The sequence below is a fragment of the Ercella succinigenes genome, from assembly GCF_900002895.1.
Window position 1 is genome coordinate 115,004 of sequence record NZ_CDHP01000072.1, and the last position, 20,465, is coordinate 135,468.

Annotated in this window: 16 protein-coding genes and 1 pseudogene; 11 read left to right on the top strand and 6 right to left on the bottom strand. The window is 36.3% G+C overall.

Features of this window, described 5'->3' with window-relative positions; all coding sequences use genetic code 11:
* Positions 1-21 precede the first annotated feature (21 nt).
* The 3 genes and pseudogenes from AC0KSB_RS15100 to AC0KSB_RS15110 form a co-directional block, all read right to left on the bottom strand.
* Positions 22-1,374, bottom strand: a complete 1,353-nt coding sequence (locus AC0KSB_RS15100; protein WP_472310637.1) for a DUF1576 domain-containing protein — start codon at positions 1,372-1,374, stop codon at positions 22-24.
* A gap of 588 nt (positions 1,375-1,962) precedes the next feature.
* Positions 1,963-2,097, bottom strand: a pseudogene (locus AC0KSB_RS15105) (helix-turn-helix domain-containing protein); the annotation flags it as partial.
* Positions 2,098-2,806: 709 nt separating this feature from the next.
* On the bottom strand, positions 2,807-5,161 hold the full coding sequence (locus AC0KSB_RS15110) for an EAL domain-containing protein (RefSeq protein ID WP_472310639.1): 2,355 nt from the start codon (positions 5,159-5,161) through the stop codon (positions 2,807-2,809).
* Between the two features lie 303 nt (positions 5,162-5,464).
* On the opposite strand from AC0KSB_RS15110, the gene AC0KSB_RS15115 reads away from it, so the two are divergent.
* The 6 genes from AC0KSB_RS15115 (at position 5,465) to AC0KSB_RS15140 (ending at position 11,008) form a co-directional block, all read left to right on the top strand.
* On the top strand, positions 5,465-6,952 hold the full coding sequence (locus AC0KSB_RS15115) for an ATP-binding protein (protein ID WP_472310641.1): 1,488 nt from the start codon (positions 5,465-5,467) through the stop codon (positions 6,950-6,952).
* Entirely contained in the window at positions 6,949-7,635 is a 687-nt protein-coding gene (locus tag AC0KSB_RS15120; protein WP_472310642.1) for a response regulator, read from the top strand. Before AC0KSB_RS15115 ends, AC0KSB_RS15120 begins: the two co-directional genes overlap by 4 nt.
* A gap of 192 nt (positions 7,636-7,827) precedes the next feature.
* Complete coding sequence (locus AC0KSB_RS15125) at positions 7,828-8,271, top strand: potassium channel family protein (RefSeq protein WP_472310644.1); 444 nt, start codon at positions 7,828-7,830, stop codon at positions 8,269-8,271.
* A complete protein-coding gene (locus tag AC0KSB_RS15130; RefSeq protein WP_472310646.1) occupies positions 8,268-8,936 on the top strand; it encodes a potassium channel family protein in 669 nt (222 codons plus the stop codon). Before AC0KSB_RS15125 ends, AC0KSB_RS15130 begins: the two co-directional genes overlap by 4 nt.
* Positions 8,933-10,411 (top strand): TrkH family potassium uptake protein, encoded by a 1,479-nt coding sequence (locus tag AC0KSB_RS15135; RefSeq protein ID WP_472310648.1) that lies wholly within the window; start codon positions 8,933-8,935, stop codon positions 10,409-10,411. Before AC0KSB_RS15130 ends, AC0KSB_RS15135 begins: the two co-directional genes overlap by 4 nt.
* Before the next feature lie 246 nt (positions 10,412-10,657).
* Positions 10,658-11,008, top strand: a complete 351-nt coding sequence (locus tag AC0KSB_RS15140) for a DUF2200 domain-containing protein (RefSeq protein ID WP_472310650.1) — start codon at positions 10,658-10,660, stop codon at positions 11,006-11,008.
* A 213-nt stretch (positions 11,009-11,221) separates the two neighbouring features.
* Here the strand turns inward: AC0KSB_RS15140 and AC0KSB_RS15145 are convergent, their stop codons facing one another.
* Positions 11,222-12,139, bottom strand: a complete 918-nt coding sequence (locus AC0KSB_RS15145) for a CorA family divalent cation transporter (protein ID WP_472310652.1) — start codon at positions 12,137-12,139, stop codon at positions 11,222-11,224.
* 386 nt (positions 12,140-12,525) lie between these two features.
* Between AC0KSB_RS15145 and AC0KSB_RS15150 the strand changes: the two genes are divergently transcribed.
* Entirely contained in the window at positions 12,526-13,425 is a 900-nt protein-coding gene (locus tag AC0KSB_RS15150) for a GGDEF domain-containing protein (protein WP_472310654.1), read from the top strand.
* Between the two features lie 74 nt (positions 13,426-13,499).
* Positions 13,500-13,772: a late competence development ComFB family protein gene (locus tag AC0KSB_RS15155; RefSeq protein WP_472310656.1), complete on the top strand. Its 273-nt coding sequence runs from the start codon at positions 13,500-13,502 to the stop codon at positions 13,770-13,772.
* A gap of 131 nt (positions 13,773-13,903) precedes the next feature.
* Here AC0KSB_RS15155 and AC0KSB_RS15160 read toward each other — a convergent pair whose 3' ends face one another.
* Positions 13,904-15,247 (bottom strand): sensor histidine kinase, encoded by a 1,344-nt coding sequence (locus AC0KSB_RS15160; protein ID WP_472310658.1) that lies wholly within the window; start codon positions 15,245-15,247, stop codon positions 13,904-13,906.
* 11 nt (positions 15,248-15,258) lie between these two features.
* On the bottom strand, positions 15,259-16,002 hold the full coding sequence (locus AC0KSB_RS15165) for a LytR/AlgR family response regulator transcription factor (RefSeq protein WP_472310660.1): 744 nt from the start codon (positions 16,000-16,002) through the stop codon (positions 15,259-15,261).
* 516 nt (positions 16,003-16,518) lie between these two features.
* On the opposite strand from AC0KSB_RS15165, the gene AC0KSB_RS15170 reads away from it, so the two are divergent.
* From AC0KSB_RS15170 to AC0KSB_RS15180, 3 genes are all read left to right on the top strand, one after another.
* Positions 16,519-17,814: an AraC family transcriptional regulator gene (locus AC0KSB_RS15170; RefSeq protein WP_472310662.1), complete on the top strand. Its 1,296-nt coding sequence runs from the start codon at positions 16,519-16,521 to the stop codon at positions 17,812-17,814.
* A gap of 125 nt (positions 17,815-17,939) precedes the next feature.
* Complete coding sequence (locus AC0KSB_RS15175) at positions 17,940-18,911, top strand: nucleotidyltransferase family protein (RefSeq protein WP_472310664.1); 972 nt, start codon at positions 17,940-17,942, stop codon at positions 18,909-18,911.
* Between the two features lie 216 nt (positions 18,912-19,127).
* Positions 19,128-20,432 carry an ABC transporter substrate-binding protein gene (locus AC0KSB_RS15180; RefSeq protein ID WP_472310665.1) on the top strand — a complete coding sequence of 435 codons (1,305 nt, stop codon included), beginning with the start codon at positions 19,128-19,130 and terminating at the stop codon, positions 20,430-20,432.
* Positions 20,433-20,465: the final 33 nt, after the last annotated feature.

Below are 20,465 nucleotides of genomic sequence, written 5' to 3' on the forward strand. Positions count from 1 at the left end.
TAATTTTCAGAATGATTATCCTTATTTGTCAGAATTGTCATCGTCGTTTTGATGACGATTTTTCAAAAGATCGAATAATGGTACCAGTAAAGCAGCCACAAACCCTCCGGCAAAGCCGTTATTGTAAAGATTCATTCCGCCATGTATATATCCGACATTCATCACTACCGATGAATGTATAAAGCCGGCTGCAATTCCATATGTCCAACCATAAGCTCCGGCAATAGGTGCTAGTGTTGTTCCAAAAAGCGCTGCCAGAAGGGCTTCTGTAGAGCTTGTATCAAAGATTTTTAGCAAAGTTGCCAAGAAAACACCAATAATTATCGGCATGACATTGAGCAGATGTTTACCAAAAGCACCAAAACCAACAATTGTAAAAATCCCGCCCACTGTTAGACCATTTAATTCTCCTCCTATCAGGAGAACATAACCTGTAGACAGATAGCCAAGAAATGCCATATTCACAAGACTAGGTCCAAATCCGGCAATCTTGACGAAATCGGATACCAGACGACCCTCCTGACGCCAAACAAGAGCCATGCTTTTGGGCAGATTATTAGTCATGAGAAGCCCGGCTATTAATATCATAGCAAAAAATGAGACCAACCATATGCCGAGTTGATGATTATAGCCTGTTGCTACAATTCTCGTGCTCTCAGCTACATCATAACCAAAAGCCCTGAACATAGACATTATTGCCATACCTATTATGCCAGAGGTGAACCCAATATTATATAAATTAAAACCCTGGTGAAAAATTACGAATTGGTTTGCTAGTGGTGGAAGTGCGAAGCCGATTGCTATGCCGACTGTGATGGATAGAAAATAAGCAAGATTGACTGGCAGGTCAAACCCAAAAGCGATCTGACTGACAACAGGTGATAATGCAGTTCCGAATAATGCCGGCAAGATATATTGTCCGAATTTTTGTTTGCGCCATCTAGAGTGAAGCCAGACTCCCGCAATTATAGGCCATATATTTATCATGTTTTTGCCAAAGAGTGCGAATCCGCCAACAGTAAAAATTGCTGCGATTACAGGTCCTTCCATCACGATTTTACTAATCCTGCTGATACCTATGCATATTAGCATCAGAAGGCCTGCATTAAAAAATGCTGTCCCCAGATTTGAAACTGCTATATAATCAGTGAACAACACACTAGGTACTATAAGAATAGAAGGAATGCCTCGAATTATGTCTAAAGGTCTATCAAAAATAAATGCTGACAGCAAAAAAACAAGGCTAAAAAAAGAAACAAACAGGTATCTTATATTGTCATTGACATCAAGATATGATTTGCTTCGATGCAGCGAAGTTTTAGGAAACAGTTTTTTCTGAATGAACCCAATTATTACTGAGTATCCTCTTTCCAAACAAAACACCTACCTTCTCAACTTTTATATGCTCCTTTCCATTACCTCTATATTATGAAGTTGTCTGTTATTTTAGCATAGATCCTTTGGTGTTTCCCACAGAATCGTTGAAGATGTTTTGTATAGCAAGCTGTTATCACCCTTCTTAAAATAATAAAGTGAGTCGTCTTTTTTCGAAAATAATTGTCTCTCAACTTGTTTTTCACCATTAAAAGTTCTTTTTTTGCTCTCCACGATAAAGTATTCACAAGAGTTGTCAGGCACGATTTCTTCCGGTACTTTTTCCGTTATACTTGTAGAGTCCTCGATAGTGCTGGTAAAAACGCCACCCTCGTCATTATCCACACTGGTTGAAAACCCTTGGCCGCTTAGTAAATATACCTTACCGTCATTGCTTTGATAGACGGGATTTGTATAAAGTGGGTTTGACATTTCTTCTGACTGAATATATATCGTTCCTTCACTTTCTATGCCTTCCTCCACATTTTCAAAAACATAATCGTAATGTGTATACTTTTCACCATCTGTTGCAGTAAGCTCCTCATTAACCAATGTTGCATATAACCGATTGGCACATTGATTGCTTGTATCCTCCAAAACTCCATCAAATTTTAATATGTCACCAACATCACATTCGAGGTAGTAGCAGATTTTATTAATTGTACCAAAGCGAACACCTTTTGCTTTTCCGCTACGGAGTATGGAGAGATTGGCCTCGGTAATAATGGGGAGGTTAACATTACTGTCGATTAGATGAAGGTGCGAAGCAAAGATAAATTGTAAAATATTAAATATCATTGAACTTAAAGCCGTCACTATAAGAGATAGTTTGCAAGCACCAGAAAGCTTATGCGCTGATATAATCGTTTTGTCAGTGTATCGTTCTGTGGAAAAATTCTTCACAAATACAATAGCAAAAAACACGATTACAATATTGCCTATCAGTGGAATAATATCCACAAGCACACCCAAAAACATAAAAACATATGTCATTCCAAGCAAATCATGATTTCCCCCATTGGATGCCTGCAAGGATTTAATAGAATCTCCAAAGCCAATAATAATGGTGTAAAAAACAGAGTAAGCAATTACAATATTAACTGCCCAAAGCAATAATATAAGATATTTACAAAGCTTATCAAGACTCTTGCCATTGAATAATTCCAGCATCTTCAATATGACATAAGTACAAAAAATGGAGTGCAGAGTAATACATGGAAATGCTTTCGTTGCAGCTAAATTAGTAATAAGGCCGGGGTTAACCAGCTGATACATTACCACAAATAGTAAAACTGACATAAGCGGCAGTAATGCATCAATATAGCTTAGCTTTTGCTTTGATCTTTGTATTATCAAAAATATAATCGGAAGCGATAGTGTGACTTGCAAATTTTATGGGAGAGCGAAGAGAAATAGAAAACCTGAAATCAAATTAACCCATATGTTTACTAATTAGTTCAATTGCAGTATCCTCATCAAGGGGTTTAGCAATCAGATATCCTTGTATTTTATCGCAATCGTTATCTAATAAATACTGCCTTTGTTTTTCGTGCTCGATGCCTTCTGCCACGACACTGTAACCAAGCTTATGTGCTATTGATATAATATCTGCGACTATAACCTCATCTGCGTTCGATAATAAAAGGTTATCAGCAAAATATTTATCAATTTTGAGGCAGTTAACGTTCAATTCATTTGCTCGTGCAAGTGAAGAATATTCTGTTCCAAAGTCATCTATCGATATTTCGATTCCTATACTCTTTAATTTCCCAAGCGACTTATTGATTTCTTGATAATTTGAAGCAAATATAGATTCTGTAATTTCGATGCTTATATTTGTAGGGATAACCTGCATATTACTAATCATACTTAGTAAAGTTTCTATAAAATCCTTCCTTAATAATTGAATTGCTGAAATATTAATTGAAACGCTAACTTTATCATAACCATGCTCTTTCAGTCTGTTTAGAAATTGGAATGCTTTTATCAATATAATATTACCCAAAGGCACAATTAATTTTGTTTTTTCAGCTATAGGTATGAACTCTAAAGGGGGGACTTCTCCCAAGCTGGCACTGTCTAATCGTGCCAAAGCTTCAAATCCACATATATGATTAGATTTAAGGGACAAAATAGGCTGAAACTGCAGATAAAAGCCATTGCTATTTTTGTCTGTCGTGATTTGAAACAGCTCACGTTGGATAGTCTCTTCGCGTATCTGCTGCAATTCCATTTTCTTGTCATAAAAACAAAAACCAAAGTCTCTGTCATAAGAAACAATCGCTTTTTCAGATGCAATCAGTACATTTTTCAAAATATGGTTAAAATCATGTTTACTATTATTATCAAATTCAATTATTCCTATACCACCTCCAATTCTTTCGGCAGCAAGTACGGATTCCAATGAATTTATAACAGAATTACAAAATTCCACCAACTCATTTTTATTATCATAAGCTTTTATATAAAAAACGAATTGATCTGGATATGTACTAAATAATTGATGATTATCGGTGCAAAGCAACATCAGTATGTCAGCAGCTTTTTTTATTAATCCCTGACTATAATAAAAACCATAAGTTGTGTTCACTAAATTCACAGTGCTAAGGTTTATATTTATAATTGCTTGTTTTTTCCCTTCATCAATCATTTCATCATTTTTTAAAATATTTTCTAAATATCTACGGTTATATAAACCTGTCCACATATCATGATCGTTGTAGTATCTGAGAGCATTTTCAAATTCTTTACGATCTGAAATATCAAGAATAATTCCCTCAAGCATCTCTACTTGATCTTTATCGCTATAAATACCTTCGCCCAATTCTAGAACCCATTTACGATTTCCATCAGCAGATGTTATTTCGTATTCAAACCTAAATGGTAATCTTTTAGCGAGAACGCGTTCCAAATCACTCCATAAAAGTTTGCGGTATTCAGGAGAAATCAAGTCATTGTATGATATATCTTTACTGTTAATAAGACTTTCGGGAGCATATCCTGTCAATTTAATGCAACCTTGAGAAACAAATATCATTGTCCGATTGCGGTCATACTTACATCTATAAGCCATACCAGGGAGATTTGAAATGAGAACAGCCTTGCTGCGTTCGCTTTCTGCAATTATTTTTATGCTTTTTTCATTCTCTTTAATCTTATTTTCAATATTGCTAAGTATACTGCTAATAATCAGTACAAATAATGTGCCCATAGATTGAGTGGAAATAGCTACTATATACCAAGATTTGCCATATCTATATATTGCCAGACTATCTAAAAGCCTAAAGTGAAGCAAAAGTGAAGTGATAAAAAACACTAACAAGCTGATGTAGGTAAACGTTATGCTTTGTTTTCTATAAAGCAAGCAAGCCGCTAATCCAAATGCCGAAAGTATAACAAGTAGTCCGGCTCCTAACGGACCAACTACAAACAGTAGCATTAAGCCCAATAAATAAACGCATAAAATAAAAATATATCTCTTTTTCGATATAGTAATTCGATTGCTTACCAGCAAAATTAAAACAACAAAATACGACAGGAGCTCTATAACACCAGCGATAATGTTATTTTCCCGAAAAAACAAGTATGCTCCATAACAAATTGGGAATAGACCCAGGGCAATAAAAAGCAGAGCAAGTTTGTAAAACACTTCATTTCTAAAGCGTTCCAAGTCTTCTTTATTCTCAATATCAGATTTATAGCGTGATGACCCCAGAAGTAATTTAGAAAAGCCGTTATAAAGCCCAGAAAACTTTTGATGAATTTTCTCGTTGAATTTGCTTTTCATATTCTCTCCTCTTCTTGGTAGAATATGTAAGGTCATTCCCAAATTGTGAATCAAGTTTAATACGGTAGTTTTTATTTTATCATTATTCTGTCAAACTTGAACATCAACAGCTTTAATAATGATAAATTTTAAAACATATTCAAACAAGAAAAATTATTTTGAACAAGTCTATGGTCTTACTATGGAGTGAGATCTGCTAAAAGCGACACTCTTCCAGTTAGCATTTTCGTGTTTTACACTTTTTGAATTATTCGGATTTTTGGGAATGTGTGTTATTATTTGAAGAAAGGCAGGCGATTTCGTATGTCGTTAAAAGTAATAATTAAGGCATTTAGACCACTTAAACCACTACTGATTACAGTTGTGTCTATTCTGTTTGCAACGATTATTTCATTTATAATTCAGCATTTTGGGTTTACTGAAGTAAATATTGTCGTTATATATATATTGTCTGTCCTTATGACATCACGATACACAAAGGGTTATAAATACGGTGTAATCGCATCTGTAATAGCTATGCTGGCTTTCAATTTCTTTTTTACAATACCAACCTACACTTTTAATGTGGACGATAGCACTTATATATTCACTTTTGTTATCATGCTATTGGCGGCTATAATGACTAGTACTCTAACAAGCAAACTTATTCATTCAAGTGATCATGCAAATAGACAAGAAAAGCAGGCGCGTTTTTTATATAAAATTGCAAACTCGTTGGGACAAGCGAATTCAAAAGAAGATGTAGCAATACTTGTTGTAAAACAGCTAGTCACCCTGCTGGGCTGGGAAACAACCTGTATTATCACTGGTCAAAGCAAATCTGAGTTCGATCAGATTATCGTTAACCAAATAGATCAAAGCACTCAAATTATTCCCATTAAAGGCAGTCTTGTTGGAGACATCGTCAGTGAATACTATTCATTACCAATTAAAGTACGTGATAATTTGATTGCGTACTTATGTTTACCCAAAAACAGTAAATATAGTGATGATGAAACCACATTCTTAATAGAGTCTATAGCTATGCAAATGACTATCGCAATGGAACGTATAGTACTCGCAAGTGAAAAGGAATTGGCTAAAGCTGAAACGGAACATGAGCGATTGAAAAGCAACCTGCTACGCGCAATTTCACATGACTTAAGAACTCCTCTAACAGCAATATCAGGTGCATCAGAGATGCTTCTACATAAAGCTGATGATGAGGATATTAGAAAAATTGCCTTAGGCATACATGAGGATTCTAGTTGGTTAATTAGATTGGTTGAAAATATTTTAAGTTTGACCAGACTTCAGGAAGGTAGATTATCTGTTCATGTTAAGGATGAGATAATTGAAGAAATTGTTGGAGAGGCGATTAGTCGTATTTCAAAATACTCACCAGATTATAAAATCGTAGCAAAGATCCCCGATGGTGTTATAATAGCACCAATGGATGGGAAGTTGATAGAGCAAGTTATTATCAACCTCATTGAAAACGCTGTGAAGCATTCTAAACCGAATGAGGAAATCTTTGTAAGCGTATGGCAAGAAAAAAATAAAATATGGTTTGAAGTAAAAGATCAAGGGCGTGGTATCAATAAAAAAGCATTACCTCATATTTTTGATCTGTTTTATGTGGCTGATCGAAATACTACTGATTCAAAAAGAGGTCTTGGACTTGGGCTTGCAATCTGCAAAGCGGTTGTTCAGTATCATCACGGAGAAATTGGTGTTGAGATAAACCCAGATTCTGGAACAACATTTCGTTTTTGGATACCATCGACCAATGAGACGGGAGCGAATAAATGAACAAGCAATTTCTAATTGTAGAAGATGACAAGCAGATTCTGAATTTTATTCAGTTTGCTCTAAAAACACAAAATTACAAATGTTTTGAAGCATCTGCTGGAGCGGAGGCTCTTGATCTCATAGATACTGAGAAGTTATCTGCCATTATACTTGATCTTGGCCTGCCTGACATGGATGGTATTGAAATAATCAAAATGGTTCGTGAAAAGTCACAAATACCTATAATTGTAGTATCAGCTCGTGACCAAGACCAGGATAAAGTGGAAGCACTTGATTCTGGTGCAGATGATTATCTAACAAAACCATTTAGCATTGATGAACTATTAGCTAGAATAAGAGTAGTTTTCAGGCACCAAAGCTTTTTAAGTAATGGAACAGAAACAATTTTTAAAATCGGAGATCTGGAAATTAATTATGACAAACATCGTGTTAATCTCGATGGGAGCGAAATACATCTCACACCCATTGAATACGAAGTTCTAGAATTAATGTCTAAGAATGCGGGCAAAGTATTAACACATAATCAACTTCTAAAAGAGGTTTGGGGAAACCATATTGATAGCGATACTCAAACACTTAGAGTTTTCATGGCGAACATTCGCAGGAAAATCGAGAAAAATCCTGCAAAACCGCGTTATATTTTGACTGAAATAGGTATTGGATATAGACTTGCCGAAGACTAAATATTTAGTCTTAATGATGATTTTTGATAAAGTCTTTTAATTTTTATATTTAATTTATAGCCTGTTAAGAAAAACAGGTTATTTTTGCTCTTGTTTGTGCGCATATCTTTAGTTCTTTATGAAATCTTAATGTATCAATTAACACCTTTTTTAGCCGTCTCAACATACAATTATGTTGAGGAAGGTGATAATATGCATTTTTTAAAAAGAGAAAAATCACAGAACATTATAATTGTAGGCTGCGGTAGATTAGGATCATCTCTTGCGACAATGATGTCAGAGCAAAACAGAAACGTAACTATCCTGGATATTGATGAGAATTCTTTCAGAAAATTGTCATCGTCGTATGGAGGATTTACTCTGGAAGGTGATGGTGCTGATATTGATCATCTTGCATATGCAGGCGCTAACTCGGCTGATGTATTGATAGCGGCAACTAATGACGATGATACTAATATCATGATTGCTCAGATTGCCTGCCAAGTATTTGGGATTAAAACTGTACTTGTAAGAATATATGACACTTCTAAGCAAGTCGCTTACGACGATATGAATATCATTTCAATTTGCCCGGCTAATTTATCAATTGAAGAGTTTAAGCGCCATGTACCTAATGAATCGAGGCAGGTAATATGAAAATAATTCTTGTAGGTGGTCACCAAAAGCCGAACTTTCTAGCTAGATCTCTAAAAGAGAAAGGGCACAATATCATAATAATTAACGATGATTGTGACTGGTGCAAAATGTTGGCAAATACACATGAGGTAACATGTGTTTATGGGGATGGAACAAAACCTTTTATTTTAGAAGATGCAGGAGCTGCACATGCAGACATGGTTATTGCCTTAACCAACAAGGATGCGACAAATTTAATTGTTTGTGAGCTGGCCAAAAAGCAGTTTAACGTTAATATTACGTTCGCAATAGTTAATGATCCTAAAAATATGATTTTATTTAAGGAACTCGGTGTAAATAAATGTATCAGTGCAACCCAGATGCTTGCTGACGTTATTGAACAAGAGGCAATCATAGACAATTTAAAAAGCTATTTGCCCATGGAAGAGGGTAAAGTAGTTGTATGTGAGGTAGAAATAGATCACAAATCCTCGGTAATAAATAAAAAAATTTGGCAGATTGGATTTCCAAGTGAAAGCAATGTAAGCTGCATTATTAGAAAAGACGAAATAATAATACCTCAGGGTAATTCTGAGTTGCATGAGCAAGATAAAGTCGTCATAGTAGCAAAAGCAGAAGTAATTGATCGGGCGATAGCACTTTTAGTTGGGAGACGAAAAAAATGACGCGCTTTCGTTTGCTGATCAAACACTATTTGAAAATTGACTTTACTGCTAAATTATTCTTTTTGTTAGCCTTTATTTTGCTCATTCCAATCATAACCGTTTTGTTTAGTCCAGATGAGACTAAATACATTGCCAGTTTTGCATTACCCGCGCTAATAACAATTACTATTGGACTATTAATCAGCATAAAAAAGTATCATTTGGATTCACGCCAAATATTTGGAAGGCAACATAGCACTGTCGTGGTTGTTTTTATATGGATTTATGCTTTCTTGATCGGATCCCTGCCCTTTATATTTTCAAAACAACTACCACCTCTTTTGGCATTGTTTGAATCTGTTAGTGGCTGGACAACTACAGGTCTGTCTGTGATGGACGTTGAAGAAACACCCAATATTTTTTTGTTCTTTAGAAGTTTAATGCAGTATTGTGGTGGACTTGGTTTTGTATTGTTAATGCTATTGTTTTCAAGTGGGCACAGTGCAATGCAGTTGTTTTCTGCTGAAGGGCATGCAGACAAACTTGAACCTAACCTGCGAAGCACTGCAAAAGTAATGATGCTAATCTACCTTGGTTTTACAGCTTCTGGATCAATAATATACATTTTTTTAGGGATGACCTTTTTTGATGCGATTAATCATGCAATGGCTGCATTATCAACAGGAGGGTTTTCGACAAAGACTGATAGTATAGGCTATTATCAAAGTGCTCCGATTGAAATAGCAACTATTATACTGATGCTTTCGGGAACTACCAATTTTGCAGTTCTTTCGTTACTTTTACAAGGGAAATTTAAAATAATCAAAAAAATCGGCGAGCTCAAATTCTTTTCGTTTCTTCTCATATTTAGTGTGCCGATTATGTTTTTTGCAGGACTAAAATCAATGTATGGCAGTATGCAGGAACGAATTAGGATTGCAGTTTTTCAAATAGTATCAGCGTTGTCGACAACTGGTTTTTCAACTGCTACTTTTAATGAATGGAAGCCGGGTATGATCATGATAATTATTATCCTGATGATCATTGGCGGTGGTGCTGGATCAACTGCAGGTGGAATAAAATATAGCCGCGTTTACTTAATGATCAAGTCAATTTCCCATAATCTTAAATCCAAGTTTTTGCCAGAAAGATCAGTCTCCGAAGCACACACTTGTAAGCCTCAAGGTAAAATTTATTTGACTCCCTCTTATACATTAGAAATAAGCAGATTTGTTTTTGCATATCTATTATTATTTTTTGTCGGCACATTAGCAATTTCTCTAACAGGTGTACCGATAGGTGACGCAATGTTTGAATTTGCATCATCTTTGGGTACGGTAGGACTTTCAATAGGTCTTACTAATTCAGATAGTCCAGCTTCAATGCTGATAACTCAAATGTTTGGCATGATGCTTGGCAGACTAGAAATATTTATTGTTGTAATTACAGCTATATCTGTAATGATCCGAGCCAAAAAAATTATTCCTCACAAATAAGATAAATATTGATAATAATCAATAATCAAAACAATATTATTGTAATCAAACAATATTATTGTAATCAAAAAATATCATTGTAATCAAAAAATATCATTGTAATCAAAAAATATCATTTAGTGTTTTCCTTTTTTACCATACTGAAAACATATGTGACTTCAAAATATATGTTTCTGTAATACAATAGACGTATTGAATATTCAGAATAGCAATCTAATTTCCTAACATGAGAGAGGATGAATGATTATGAATGAGCACAAAATATATAACATGAGCTTCGCCAGTGTATATCCATATTATGTTGCAAAAGCTGAAAAGAAAGACCGTACAAAAGCTGAGGTTGATCAAATAATCCGTTGGCTGACAGGATATAGCCAGGAAGAGCTTGAAACCATACTTACAAGTCAGATCAGTTTTGAAGTGTTTTTCGGGCAGGCGCCCAAACTAAATGATTCACGCAAACTGATAAAAGGTGTGATTTGTGGTATTCGAGTAGAAGAGATAGAAGAGCCACTCATGCAGGAGATTCGATACCTGGATAAGCTTATTGATGAGCTGGCAAGGGGCAAGGCGATGGAAAAGATTCTGCGCAAGTGATAGTAAAAAGTACAAGATCTAATTTTGGCCCTCCCATTGCCCCTAGGCTGTATTAATAATACTTATATATGCTCACAGAGATATTATGCAGGGAAACGGACAAATTACTTTGGCAAAAATCTTTTTTTGCTTGCTGGAACTATTTTTTCTGTAGAGTCCTTTGGCTCTTATGTCTTCATATCTATGCAGGTTCAATGATTTCTCGCTTTTTGACTAAAACCACCTATTCTTTTTGAAAAAAACGATTGTCAATACGAATATTATAATGCTGATAATAATGACTAATGGATAACTCCAAATCCAACTATACTCAGGCATCTGCAAATTCATACCATACCACCCCACAATGAGTGTCAATGGCAAAAAAATCACAGTTACTACCGTGAATAACCGCATTATTCTATTTAGACTTATATCAGTTTCTGCTTCATATGATTCTCGAACCTGGGTAACATATTCTCGAAGAACCAATATATTTTTTAATAGTCTCTCAATACGACGGGTGAATAAAGTAAACAGCTTCGTATTATCCTCATCAATCAGTCTATACTTGGACTCTTGTATATCATCTGAAATATGCTGCAGTTGTTCGTAAAAACGCTTAAATATCAAAAGTTTTTTTTGTAAGACAAGAATTCTGTCCGGACCAATATTTTTTCTTTCCGTTAAGAAAGCGTTTTCCAAAAAGGCTATCTCATCCTCAATTAACTCATGTTGCTCTATATGTCCGACAATAGTTTTCTCAACAAAAGTAATAAACAGGTTGCTGATGCTTGTCTTCATATAAGTTGGCACTGTTATGAATTCGCTGATTGTTGAATTAATTCTATCGGCATTATCATGAATAAAAACAAGCAGATTATTTCCAGCACAAATGCAAACCTTATCACTTGATTCATTGATGTTATCTTTATCCAAAAATAAAACACCAATATAGTCAATAGAATCGTGATGGTCAAAAGTAAAAGCCTTTCGCTGAAGGCATTTAAGGATAATAGTTTTATCCAAATTTAAAGTGCTGTCTAGATGCATAATACTTTCGATATCCATCATGCAAATAAACAGTTTATTCGAGTTCACATTGACTAAATTAGCTTTATGCCACGAGCCTTTATCAAATATAAAAATCACGAAATCACCTGCTTTTATCTTGCTAAAACGTCTTTTCATATCACTGATTCAAAATTACCTCAGGTACGTTTTCTCCCAAGATATCCTCTATTTTAGCTTTGAAATTTGGGTTTTCCCACATCAGCATAACATAATAGGTAGCACAGAGACATCATAAAAATCTATATGAGGAACAGTATTATCGATATCTGTCTGGTTTACTGTAGCTTTTCAAATCATTAGGAACAAAAAACAATAAATTGAGGACATATTTAGTTTTAAATTAGTTTTCTTATCTTATACTTGTTCATCAGGGTCAGGCATGCAATTAGTATTTGTTTATTATTAAAATTAAACAAAAATATATATAGAATATTATGCAAGCAATTTAGGAGGAATCTTACACGATGTCCAGTGAACTCTATTTAGAAATTATTGAAAATTTATACGATGGCATATATTTCGTTGATCAAGAAAGACGCATTACATTTTGGAACAAAGCTGCAGAAAAAATTACAGGGTATAGAAAAAAAGACATTTTGGGTAAATTGTGTCAAGATAATTTGTTAAATCATATTGATTGTGAAGGTCATCCTTTATGTCTCTTAAGTTGCCCACTGTATAGAACTCTCGTTGATGGTAAACAAAGAAAAGACAATGTTTTATTACGGCATAAAAATGGACATCGCATACCTATTTTAGTAAACATATTTCCTATAAAAGAAGGATCCACTATAGTAGGTGCAGTGGAAATATTCACCCCTAAGTCCACAATTGTATATGAAGATGATTTTGTTGAAAAATTATCAGATTTAGCAATGATTGATGAACTTACTCAACTTGCAAACCGAAGGAAAATAGAAAGTTATCTTGAATATACTTTCCATGAAATGATAAAATTCCAAAAAAAATTTTGCATTATATTCTTAGATATAGATGATTTTAGTGTATTCAATAATTTATACGGTCATAAAACAGGAGATAAAGTACTCCAAAATATTTCTAAATCCATTCTTCTTAGCATAAGAAAAAATGATATTTTCGGACGTTGGGGCGGTGAGGAATTTATCGGTATATATGAAATTGAAAATGATCAAGATGCTGTGCTAATTGCAGAAAAAGTCAAAGTATTGATATCTAATACTGAAATTACATATAAGGGTAATAATCTTTCTGTAACTGCATCTTTAGGTGTGACTTTGGTTAAAACAATTGATACGATAAAATCATTAATTGACCGTGCTGATTCTTTAATGTACCAAAGCAAAACAAACGGCAAAAACTGTGTTTCTTCAGATATTTTATAAGCTATATATAAATATTAAGTTTTCGCGGATAACAAGTAAAAAACATTTTAAAGCCATAGAGAGGATGTTTTTCTATGATTAAAAAAAATCTTTCAGCAAACTTGATGGAACAAATAGTCGATTGTAAACTTTCACAAATTATAAAATTATCAAAAATGTGTACTTGCAAACAATGTTGTGCTGATTTGCGAGCATTGGTATTGAACAATCTTCCTCCCCAATATGTAGCTTCACACATAGACGAGATCATAACAAGTTTTGATCTTTCAACTAATCAAATACAAGCAGATGTTACAAAAGAAATAATGTTTGCAATAAAAAAATTATCTGAAAATCCTCGTCATTGAGACTAATAAAAATAGTCTCAAGAAAAAGCATAATGCCTTTTATAGTCTGTCTAATATCATAAGTTTTTTATTAAGCAATTTATCTATTGATAATTTTGCTATGGACATAGATGGTGAAAATCATTAAATTTCTAAGTGTCCATTTGTGGTTCTGAAGAAGCTCTAGGAAAACAAAGTTTGATTTTAAAAATTCTATTCACCTGATCCGGTTCTATGAATAGCAATCCGCCTAAAGATTCAACTGTATCTTTCACAATTCGCAAGCCAAAACCATGATAATCTCTATTTTCTTTGGTGCTTTCTAAATCGCCATTTTTAATTATTAATTTGCCATCAAAAGAGTTGGAAAATTCAACAACTATCCACTCGCTAATACCACTGCTTTTGATTTCAATAAAACGTTCTTGACCAAACAATTTATCACAAGCATCGATTGCATTATCTACTAGATTAGAAAAAATATGGATGATTTTTAAATCGGTCATGGCAATTATTTTTGGCATGTGAACATGTGCTGAAAAGCAAATGTTTTTTTCTTCGCAAACATTTGCTGCGTCCTGAAAAATAGCATCTAACAATATATTATCAGAATAATTTTTGTGATTAAGTACTTCTTTTTGGATAGTATCGTGAATACTATCCAATACTTGTGAAGCTTTTTTATACTCTTGATTACGCAATAAGTTTTTTACAGAAATCATAAATTTTTCATGCTCATGCCGAAATATTCTATAATTTTCCGTGAATTTTTTGTACGATTGATAATGTCGAACTTGGCGAGAAAGTTGTTCTTGTAATTTATAGTTATGTAATTCGTACTCAAGCAATTCGGATACTTTTGATGTATGGCTAAAGACAAACATTAACCAAATTTTACTTATAATACAAGATCCTAGATACAAGGAAGAGAGCCAATATTGATTTATATCATCATGATATCGCCCGTCATTTATGAGTGTAAGAAATATTAACTGGAAAATTAGATAAATCACTACAAATCTAAGTTGAGACCTGTTATTAACTAAGTTTTTAGCTTTGCTATTTGATAGTATTGTCTTATTAATGAAAATATAAAACAGTATTGAAAGAGACACAGAGAACAAAAAAATTACATCATAGTAATTATCATTTTCTATAACATCTTTTATACTTATATTCAAAAAAATTGAATATATAGACATTACAATTCCGCGACTGCTATATAATGAGAACATATATATGCTACCTGCATAAAGATTTTGAATACGATTACCTTTGAAAATCAAAAAAAATGAAGTAATCATAGAACCCATCATGAGATAAACACCAAATTGATTTTCCCAAAAAAAGTAGTACATTATAGAAACGAAAACATTAATAGAAATTGCAAATATATAGATAAACCAATGATTTGTTTTAAGTGTAAATATTGTTTTAAAATATAAAAGCACAAAGATACTATAAAAAACAAGGGAAATAAGCCCTAAAAAATGCATATTCGCTTCCTCTATTCGTTAAAATCATGAATACTAGCACGATGGATATATTCTTTAAACTGCTGTTTTAGTTGATTAATATATGTTATACCAATTGGAATTTCTATGCCCGTTTTTAAACTGACACTATTTTGCCCAAAACTTACTATATAGTTTAAACTTACAATATAAGATCGATGGATTCGAACAAAATCCTTGTGTAAGAGTTGGCCGTCTAATTGTTTCATTGTTGAATAAAAACTGAAAGTTTCACTACCATTGTAATGAACTTTTACAATCCTTTTCCAAATTTCAAAATATGCTATTTCGTTTATTGGAATTAGTTTTTGTACATTGCCGGATTTACAAACAAACATATCTGTTGCTTTTTTCTTAGCCAAAGCAACGACACGGAGAAAAACTTCTTCAAACCTTGCCAAAGAAGTTGTATCTTTTAGTAAATAGTTGATTGGTGAAATATCATAAGCATCGAAAACATAATCTTTAGTTGTAGTAAAATAAATAATTTCTGATTCACAACCTAGTTCCCTGAGTTTTTTTCCTGTGCTAATTCCGTTTAGCTTTCCCATGAGTACATCCAGATATATTATATCTGCGTAATCTGTAGAATTGGAAAGGTTAAAAAGCAAAGCTTCTCCACTATTAAAAGAAGAAATTGTAATCTCAATATTATTTTTTTGGGCTATTGTTTTAAGTGTTTTTCCGTATTGGTTAATAGTTTCTTGATCATCATCACAAATATATACTTTTAACACAATCATTCCCCCGACTTTCATGTTGCATCGAAAACTCTTTGTTAATTATGACAAGAATTGAGTTTGCTCTTCAATTTAAGGCATGGATTATAGGACGGTCGTCCCATAATTAATTGCTCTATCTGCCTAAATCTAAGCCGATTAAAATCAAGACCTTCAACATACTATATAGTATTACCCTTGCAAAATGACTGTTGCCAGTATTTTTAGTTATTTAAATTATATCATTGCTATATAATAATTACATTTACTTTCGATGGACTAAATAATGGAGATAAAATAGTCATTGATATCGAAACTGTGGGGGATTACATGGAAGCAAATAATAATTTGCAGAGTTTTCGGAAACAGCAACCGGTAATGCCTGAGAAAGCGATCTACATAAGCGTCAGCCTTCCGGGTGGCGTTTGGCATATCGAGTATTTTTAGCAGATGTGGGATCTGGGTAATACGACATTTTTCTGGTATCATAATAGTGAATCATTTAATTTAAGTAGTTGATGGGGAATTGCGGTCATGATTGAAAACTTGAATGCACTGTCTTTTGGACATTATGGAAGGGTTTTTAAGGAGGCCGATATTAGCGCGGTTGAATTGCTTACCGCGGTTCGGCCGCCTGTTGATATTATGCCCGTACCCCTCGCCACGCCCGGGATCGCCGCTGCGCCCACTCCTACTACGCCCGCAGCCGTCATGCCCGCCGATAACGACCTATATTCTGGGATATTAAGCTTTGCCGAATCAAACAATATGATCTACAAAGTGGTTGGCGGTTCGCTGCTGCTCGACATTATCGAAGGACAGGCAGTTCTTATAGTCTCCAAATCGGAAGAAATGCTCGATTCTCAAATGTTTTTGCTCGATAAGCGAGCCGAGATATACGAGAACGTATGCCTGTGTATCTACGCGATGTTCGGAACCTGCAGGGTCTCGGTTTGCCATGGTGCAGGAGCTCAGCTGAGAGAGTTGAGTCCGATCGATGACGCAGCATTACTGTATCGCGAAAACCTACGTCTTTTGCCGGCGATAGAATTAAAAGGAATAAATACTCTTTTCTATCAGGAGAAGGATCCGGGCTTCTATTTCAAAGGCGAAGTTCATTCTTTTTGGGAGCTGACTTATATTGACAAAGAAAGCATGATTACCAACATCGATGGCATCACTTATAGTCTGAAAAAAGGTGATGTGATTTTCTATGGACCGGGTCAGCACCATTCGCAAATGGCCGAGCATGATGTCGCCGTAAGCTTCGTAACTGTGACTTTTGACATGGACATACAGAATCCGGAGACCATACAGAATAAGGTTTTCCAGATTTCGCGCGAACAGGCAAATCTGCTTGACAAAGTCCTCTATGAACGCGAGCACAGCCTGTTCTTCTCGGAGGACCTCATCCTCTGCTATCTAAAAGAACTCATTATTACCATGATTCGAGCCGATCGGCTCAACTATTCAGAGGTCTCGCTCGATAGTCAGCTACGTTTGAACATCGAGAATCATGTAGCCGACGCCGCCGGCGAGTTCATACTAAGCAATATCTGCAACCGAATCACCGTTGCCGACATAGCCGCGGCCGTCAACGTCAGTTCATCGTACTTATCCGTCATGTTCAAGAAACGCAAGGGCATGACCCTCATCGAATTCGTCAATCATCATAAGCTCGAGCGCAGCCGCCAGATGATCAAGGATGGCAAGCACAACTTTACTGAAATCTCCGAGCTTCTGGGCTTCAACTCGGTTCACTACTTCTCGCGCCAATTCAAGAATAAATATGGTCTGACACCAACTGATTATGAGAGGGCACTCAGATAAACTGGCAAAAGTCGAGCTCTCGAGCTGCGAAACAAAAGAATCATGCAAATAATTGAAAAGATAGTTCAAATACTTTTCTGCTTCTTAGTCTTATGATAGAGAAAACGCAGAAGGGGAGTATTAGTATGAACAATTCACCGACGCTTGTGGTTATGGCTGCCGGGATGGGCAGCAGATTTGGAGGGCTGAAGCAGCTTGAGCCGGTTACGGAGCATGGCGAGCACATTATCGATTTCACTGTCCATGATGCTTGTCGCGCAGGCTTCGAGAGGGTTGTATTCATTATTAACAAGTCGATTGAGGCTGAGTTCAGGCTCGTGGTTGGCAATAAGCTGGCCGAACATGTCCGCATAGACTATGTTTTTCAGGAACTTGATATGCTGCCTGAGGGCTTCGAGGCTCCTGCAGAGCGCAGAAAACCTTATGGAACTGGACATGCGATCTTAACAGCAGCCAGTGCGATCGACGGGCCTTTTGCTGTGGTCAACGCTGACGATTATTATGGCATTGAACCATTTTTCTTCATGCACAAATTTCTGAGTGAGTCCGGCAGCGCTTCATCTGCTGACGATTATGCCATGGTTGCTTATCAGCTGGCGAACACGATTTCCGAACACGGTTCAGTTTCGCGCGGTGTTTGCCAGGTTTCTGAGCAGGGCTATCTCGAGAACATCGAAGAAAAAACGCAGATTGTGCAAACCGATTACATAATATATAGTATCGAACAGGTGCCGGGTCGCTCCGCAAAGAATGCTACTACGGAGAACATGACAGAAAGTACCGTGTCGATCGAGATGAGTCCTGAGCAGCCGGTTTCGATGAATTTCTGGGGTTTTAAGCCGGATTTGTTTGAAGATCTGGGCAAGCGTTTCGAGGAGTTTTTGCGCATAGAGCTTCCTGCCAACCCAGCAAAAGCCGAGTTCTATCTTAATGCTTTGCTTAATGAGAGGATTGCTGAAGGGTCGAAGCGCTTAAGGGTATTTACTACTCAGGAGAAATGGTTTGGCATCACATATAAGGAAGATAAACCTGCAGTAGTCGCGGCTTTGAAAGCTATGACAGAACGCGGCCTTTACAGCCAGCCGCTTTGGCAGTAAAATGAGGCGGTTTAGGCTTATGCAGACTATATTATATACGAATTGTCCTCGCAAAATGCATACTATATTAGTTTCTTCTATCAGAAGAATTGTGCAAATTCATTAAATAATTGTATAAATACGCGATGACAAATGTCATATATACTTATGCCAAGTTCTTAAGGAGAGCTTCTAATAAAAATCCGAGAAAAGATAAGCACGAGGAGGACTATTGAAATGAGAAGAGCAATTTCCATTATTCTGGTCTTGGTTATGGCCGTGGCTCTGTTTGCGGGCTGTGGTGGTGAACAGACCACTACAACCGGAACGACAGAGAAGGCAGGCGACACAGATGCCACTACGAATGATTCAGGTGCCATCGAGGACGGAGCGAAGCTTGTCTACTGGCCAATGTGGGCTGAGACAGAACCTCAAGGGATCGTTCTTGCTGAAGCAATCGAGGCTTTTACCGATGAAACAGGTGTTGAGGTTGAAATCAACTGGGCTGGTGGCCGCGATACTCGTAAGACACTTCAGCCAGCACTTGATACTGGTGAAACGATCGATATCTTCGACGAGGATGTCGAGCGTGTCAATATTACATGGGGCAAGTATTTGCTCGATATACAGAAAATGTATGATGCTTCCTATTTGAACGGAAGTCAAAACGCCACACTTATCAATCTGGCAAAAGACTTGGGTGATGGTTCTCTTAAGTCAGTGCCTTATCAGCCATCAGCTTTCCTGATGATGTACAACAAGGATGCTTTTGACAAGGCTGGCATCAGCGCTGTTCCGACAAGCTGGGATGAGTTCATGACCGCTTGCCAGAAGCTGGTTGACTCTGATTATATACCTCTTACAGTAGACGACGCTTACATGGCATCCTTTTTCGGCTACATGGTTAACCGTGTTGCCGGTGAGGAAGCAGCGGAAGCTATTGCTGCAGGTGATTTCTCAAATGAAGCTGTTCTTAAAACCGCTGAGGTTATAGAAGAGATGGTTGCTAAGGGATTCATTGATCCTCGCGCTGCTGCCAATGTATGGCCGGCAGGTCAGGGCAATATCGCAGATGGCACTGTAGCAATGTACATGAATGGCACCTGGCTGCCAAACGAGATCAAGAACCAGACACCGGAGGGCTTCCGTTGGGGCTCGTTTGCTCTGCCGCAGATCGCAGAAGCTGGCGATGGTGCAGAGGCCAACAACTTCGGCGCACAGTGCTTTGCTATCAACAAGGAAACGGAATATCCGAACGCGGCTTTTGCCCTGATCGAATGGCTGACCAGTGGTGAATGGGATCAGAAGCTTGCTGACCAGACACTGGGTGTACCGATGGCCAATGAAGCAACCTGGCCGGAGGCTCTGGCCGAGGCCAAAGCTGCTATAGATAATACAACTAAGCGCCTTAACTGGGCAGTTGGCATGGAAAACGAAGCCAATGTCAACGCTTCGATCAAAGAAAATCTCTCTAAGATGATTAATGGTTCAATGGATGCTCAGCAGTTTGCTGATGCTTTTTCCAAAACACAGCTAGGTTGATATTATACTAGTATAAGAATTGTTAGTGCAGCA

Excerpts from the sequence above, each read along its gene's own strand:
- AC0KSB_RS15110 (WP_472310639.1), bottom strand. The coding sequence starts at position 5,161 with ATGAAAAGCAAATTCAACGAGAAAATTCATCAAAAGTTTTCTGGGCTT.
- AC0KSB_RS15115 (WP_472310641.1), top strand. The coding sequence starts at position 5,465 with ATGTCGTTAAAAGTAATAATTAAGGCATTTAGACCACTTAAACCACTA.
- AC0KSB_RS15120 (WP_472310642.1), top strand. The coding sequence starts at position 6,949 with ATGAACAAGCAATTTCTAATTGTAGAAGATGACAAGCAGATTCTGAAT.
- AC0KSB_RS15125 (WP_472310644.1), top strand. The coding sequence starts at position 7,828 with ATGCATTTTTTAAAAAGAGAAAAATCACAGAACATTATAATTGTAGGC.
- AC0KSB_RS15130 (WP_472310646.1), top strand. The coding sequence starts at position 8,268 with ATGAAAATAATTCTTGTAGGTGGTCACCAAAAGCCGAACTTTCTAGCT.
- AC0KSB_RS15135 (WP_472310648.1), top strand. The coding sequence starts at position 8,933 with ATGACGCGCTTTCGTTTGCTGATCAAACACTATTTGAAAATTGACTTT.
- AC0KSB_RS15140 (WP_472310650.1), top strand. The coding sequence starts at position 10,658 with ATGAATGAGCACAAAATATATAACATGAGCTTCGCCAGTGTATATCCA.
- AC0KSB_RS15150 (WP_472310654.1), top strand. The coding sequence starts at position 12,526 with ATGTCCAGTGAACTCTATTTAGAAATTATTGAAAATTTATACGATGGC.
- AC0KSB_RS15155 (WP_472310656.1), top strand. The coding sequence starts at position 13,500 with ATGATTAAAAAAAATCTTTCAGCAAACTTGATGGAACAAATAGTCGAT.
- AC0KSB_RS15160 (WP_472310658.1), bottom strand. The coding sequence starts at position 15,247 with ATGCATTTTTTAGGGCTTATTTCCCTTGTTTTTTATAGTATCTTTGTG.
- AC0KSB_RS15170 (WP_472310662.1), top strand. The coding sequence starts at position 16,519 with ATGATTGAAAACTTGAATGCACTGTCTTTTGGACATTATGGAAGGGTT.
- AC0KSB_RS15175 (WP_472310664.1), top strand. The coding sequence starts at position 17,940 with ATGAACAATTCACCGACGCTTGTGGTTATGGCTGCCGGGATGGGCAGC.
- AC0KSB_RS15180 (WP_472310665.1), top strand. The coding sequence starts at position 19,128 with ATGAGAAGAGCAATTTCCATTATTCTGGTCTTGGTTATGGCCGTGGCT.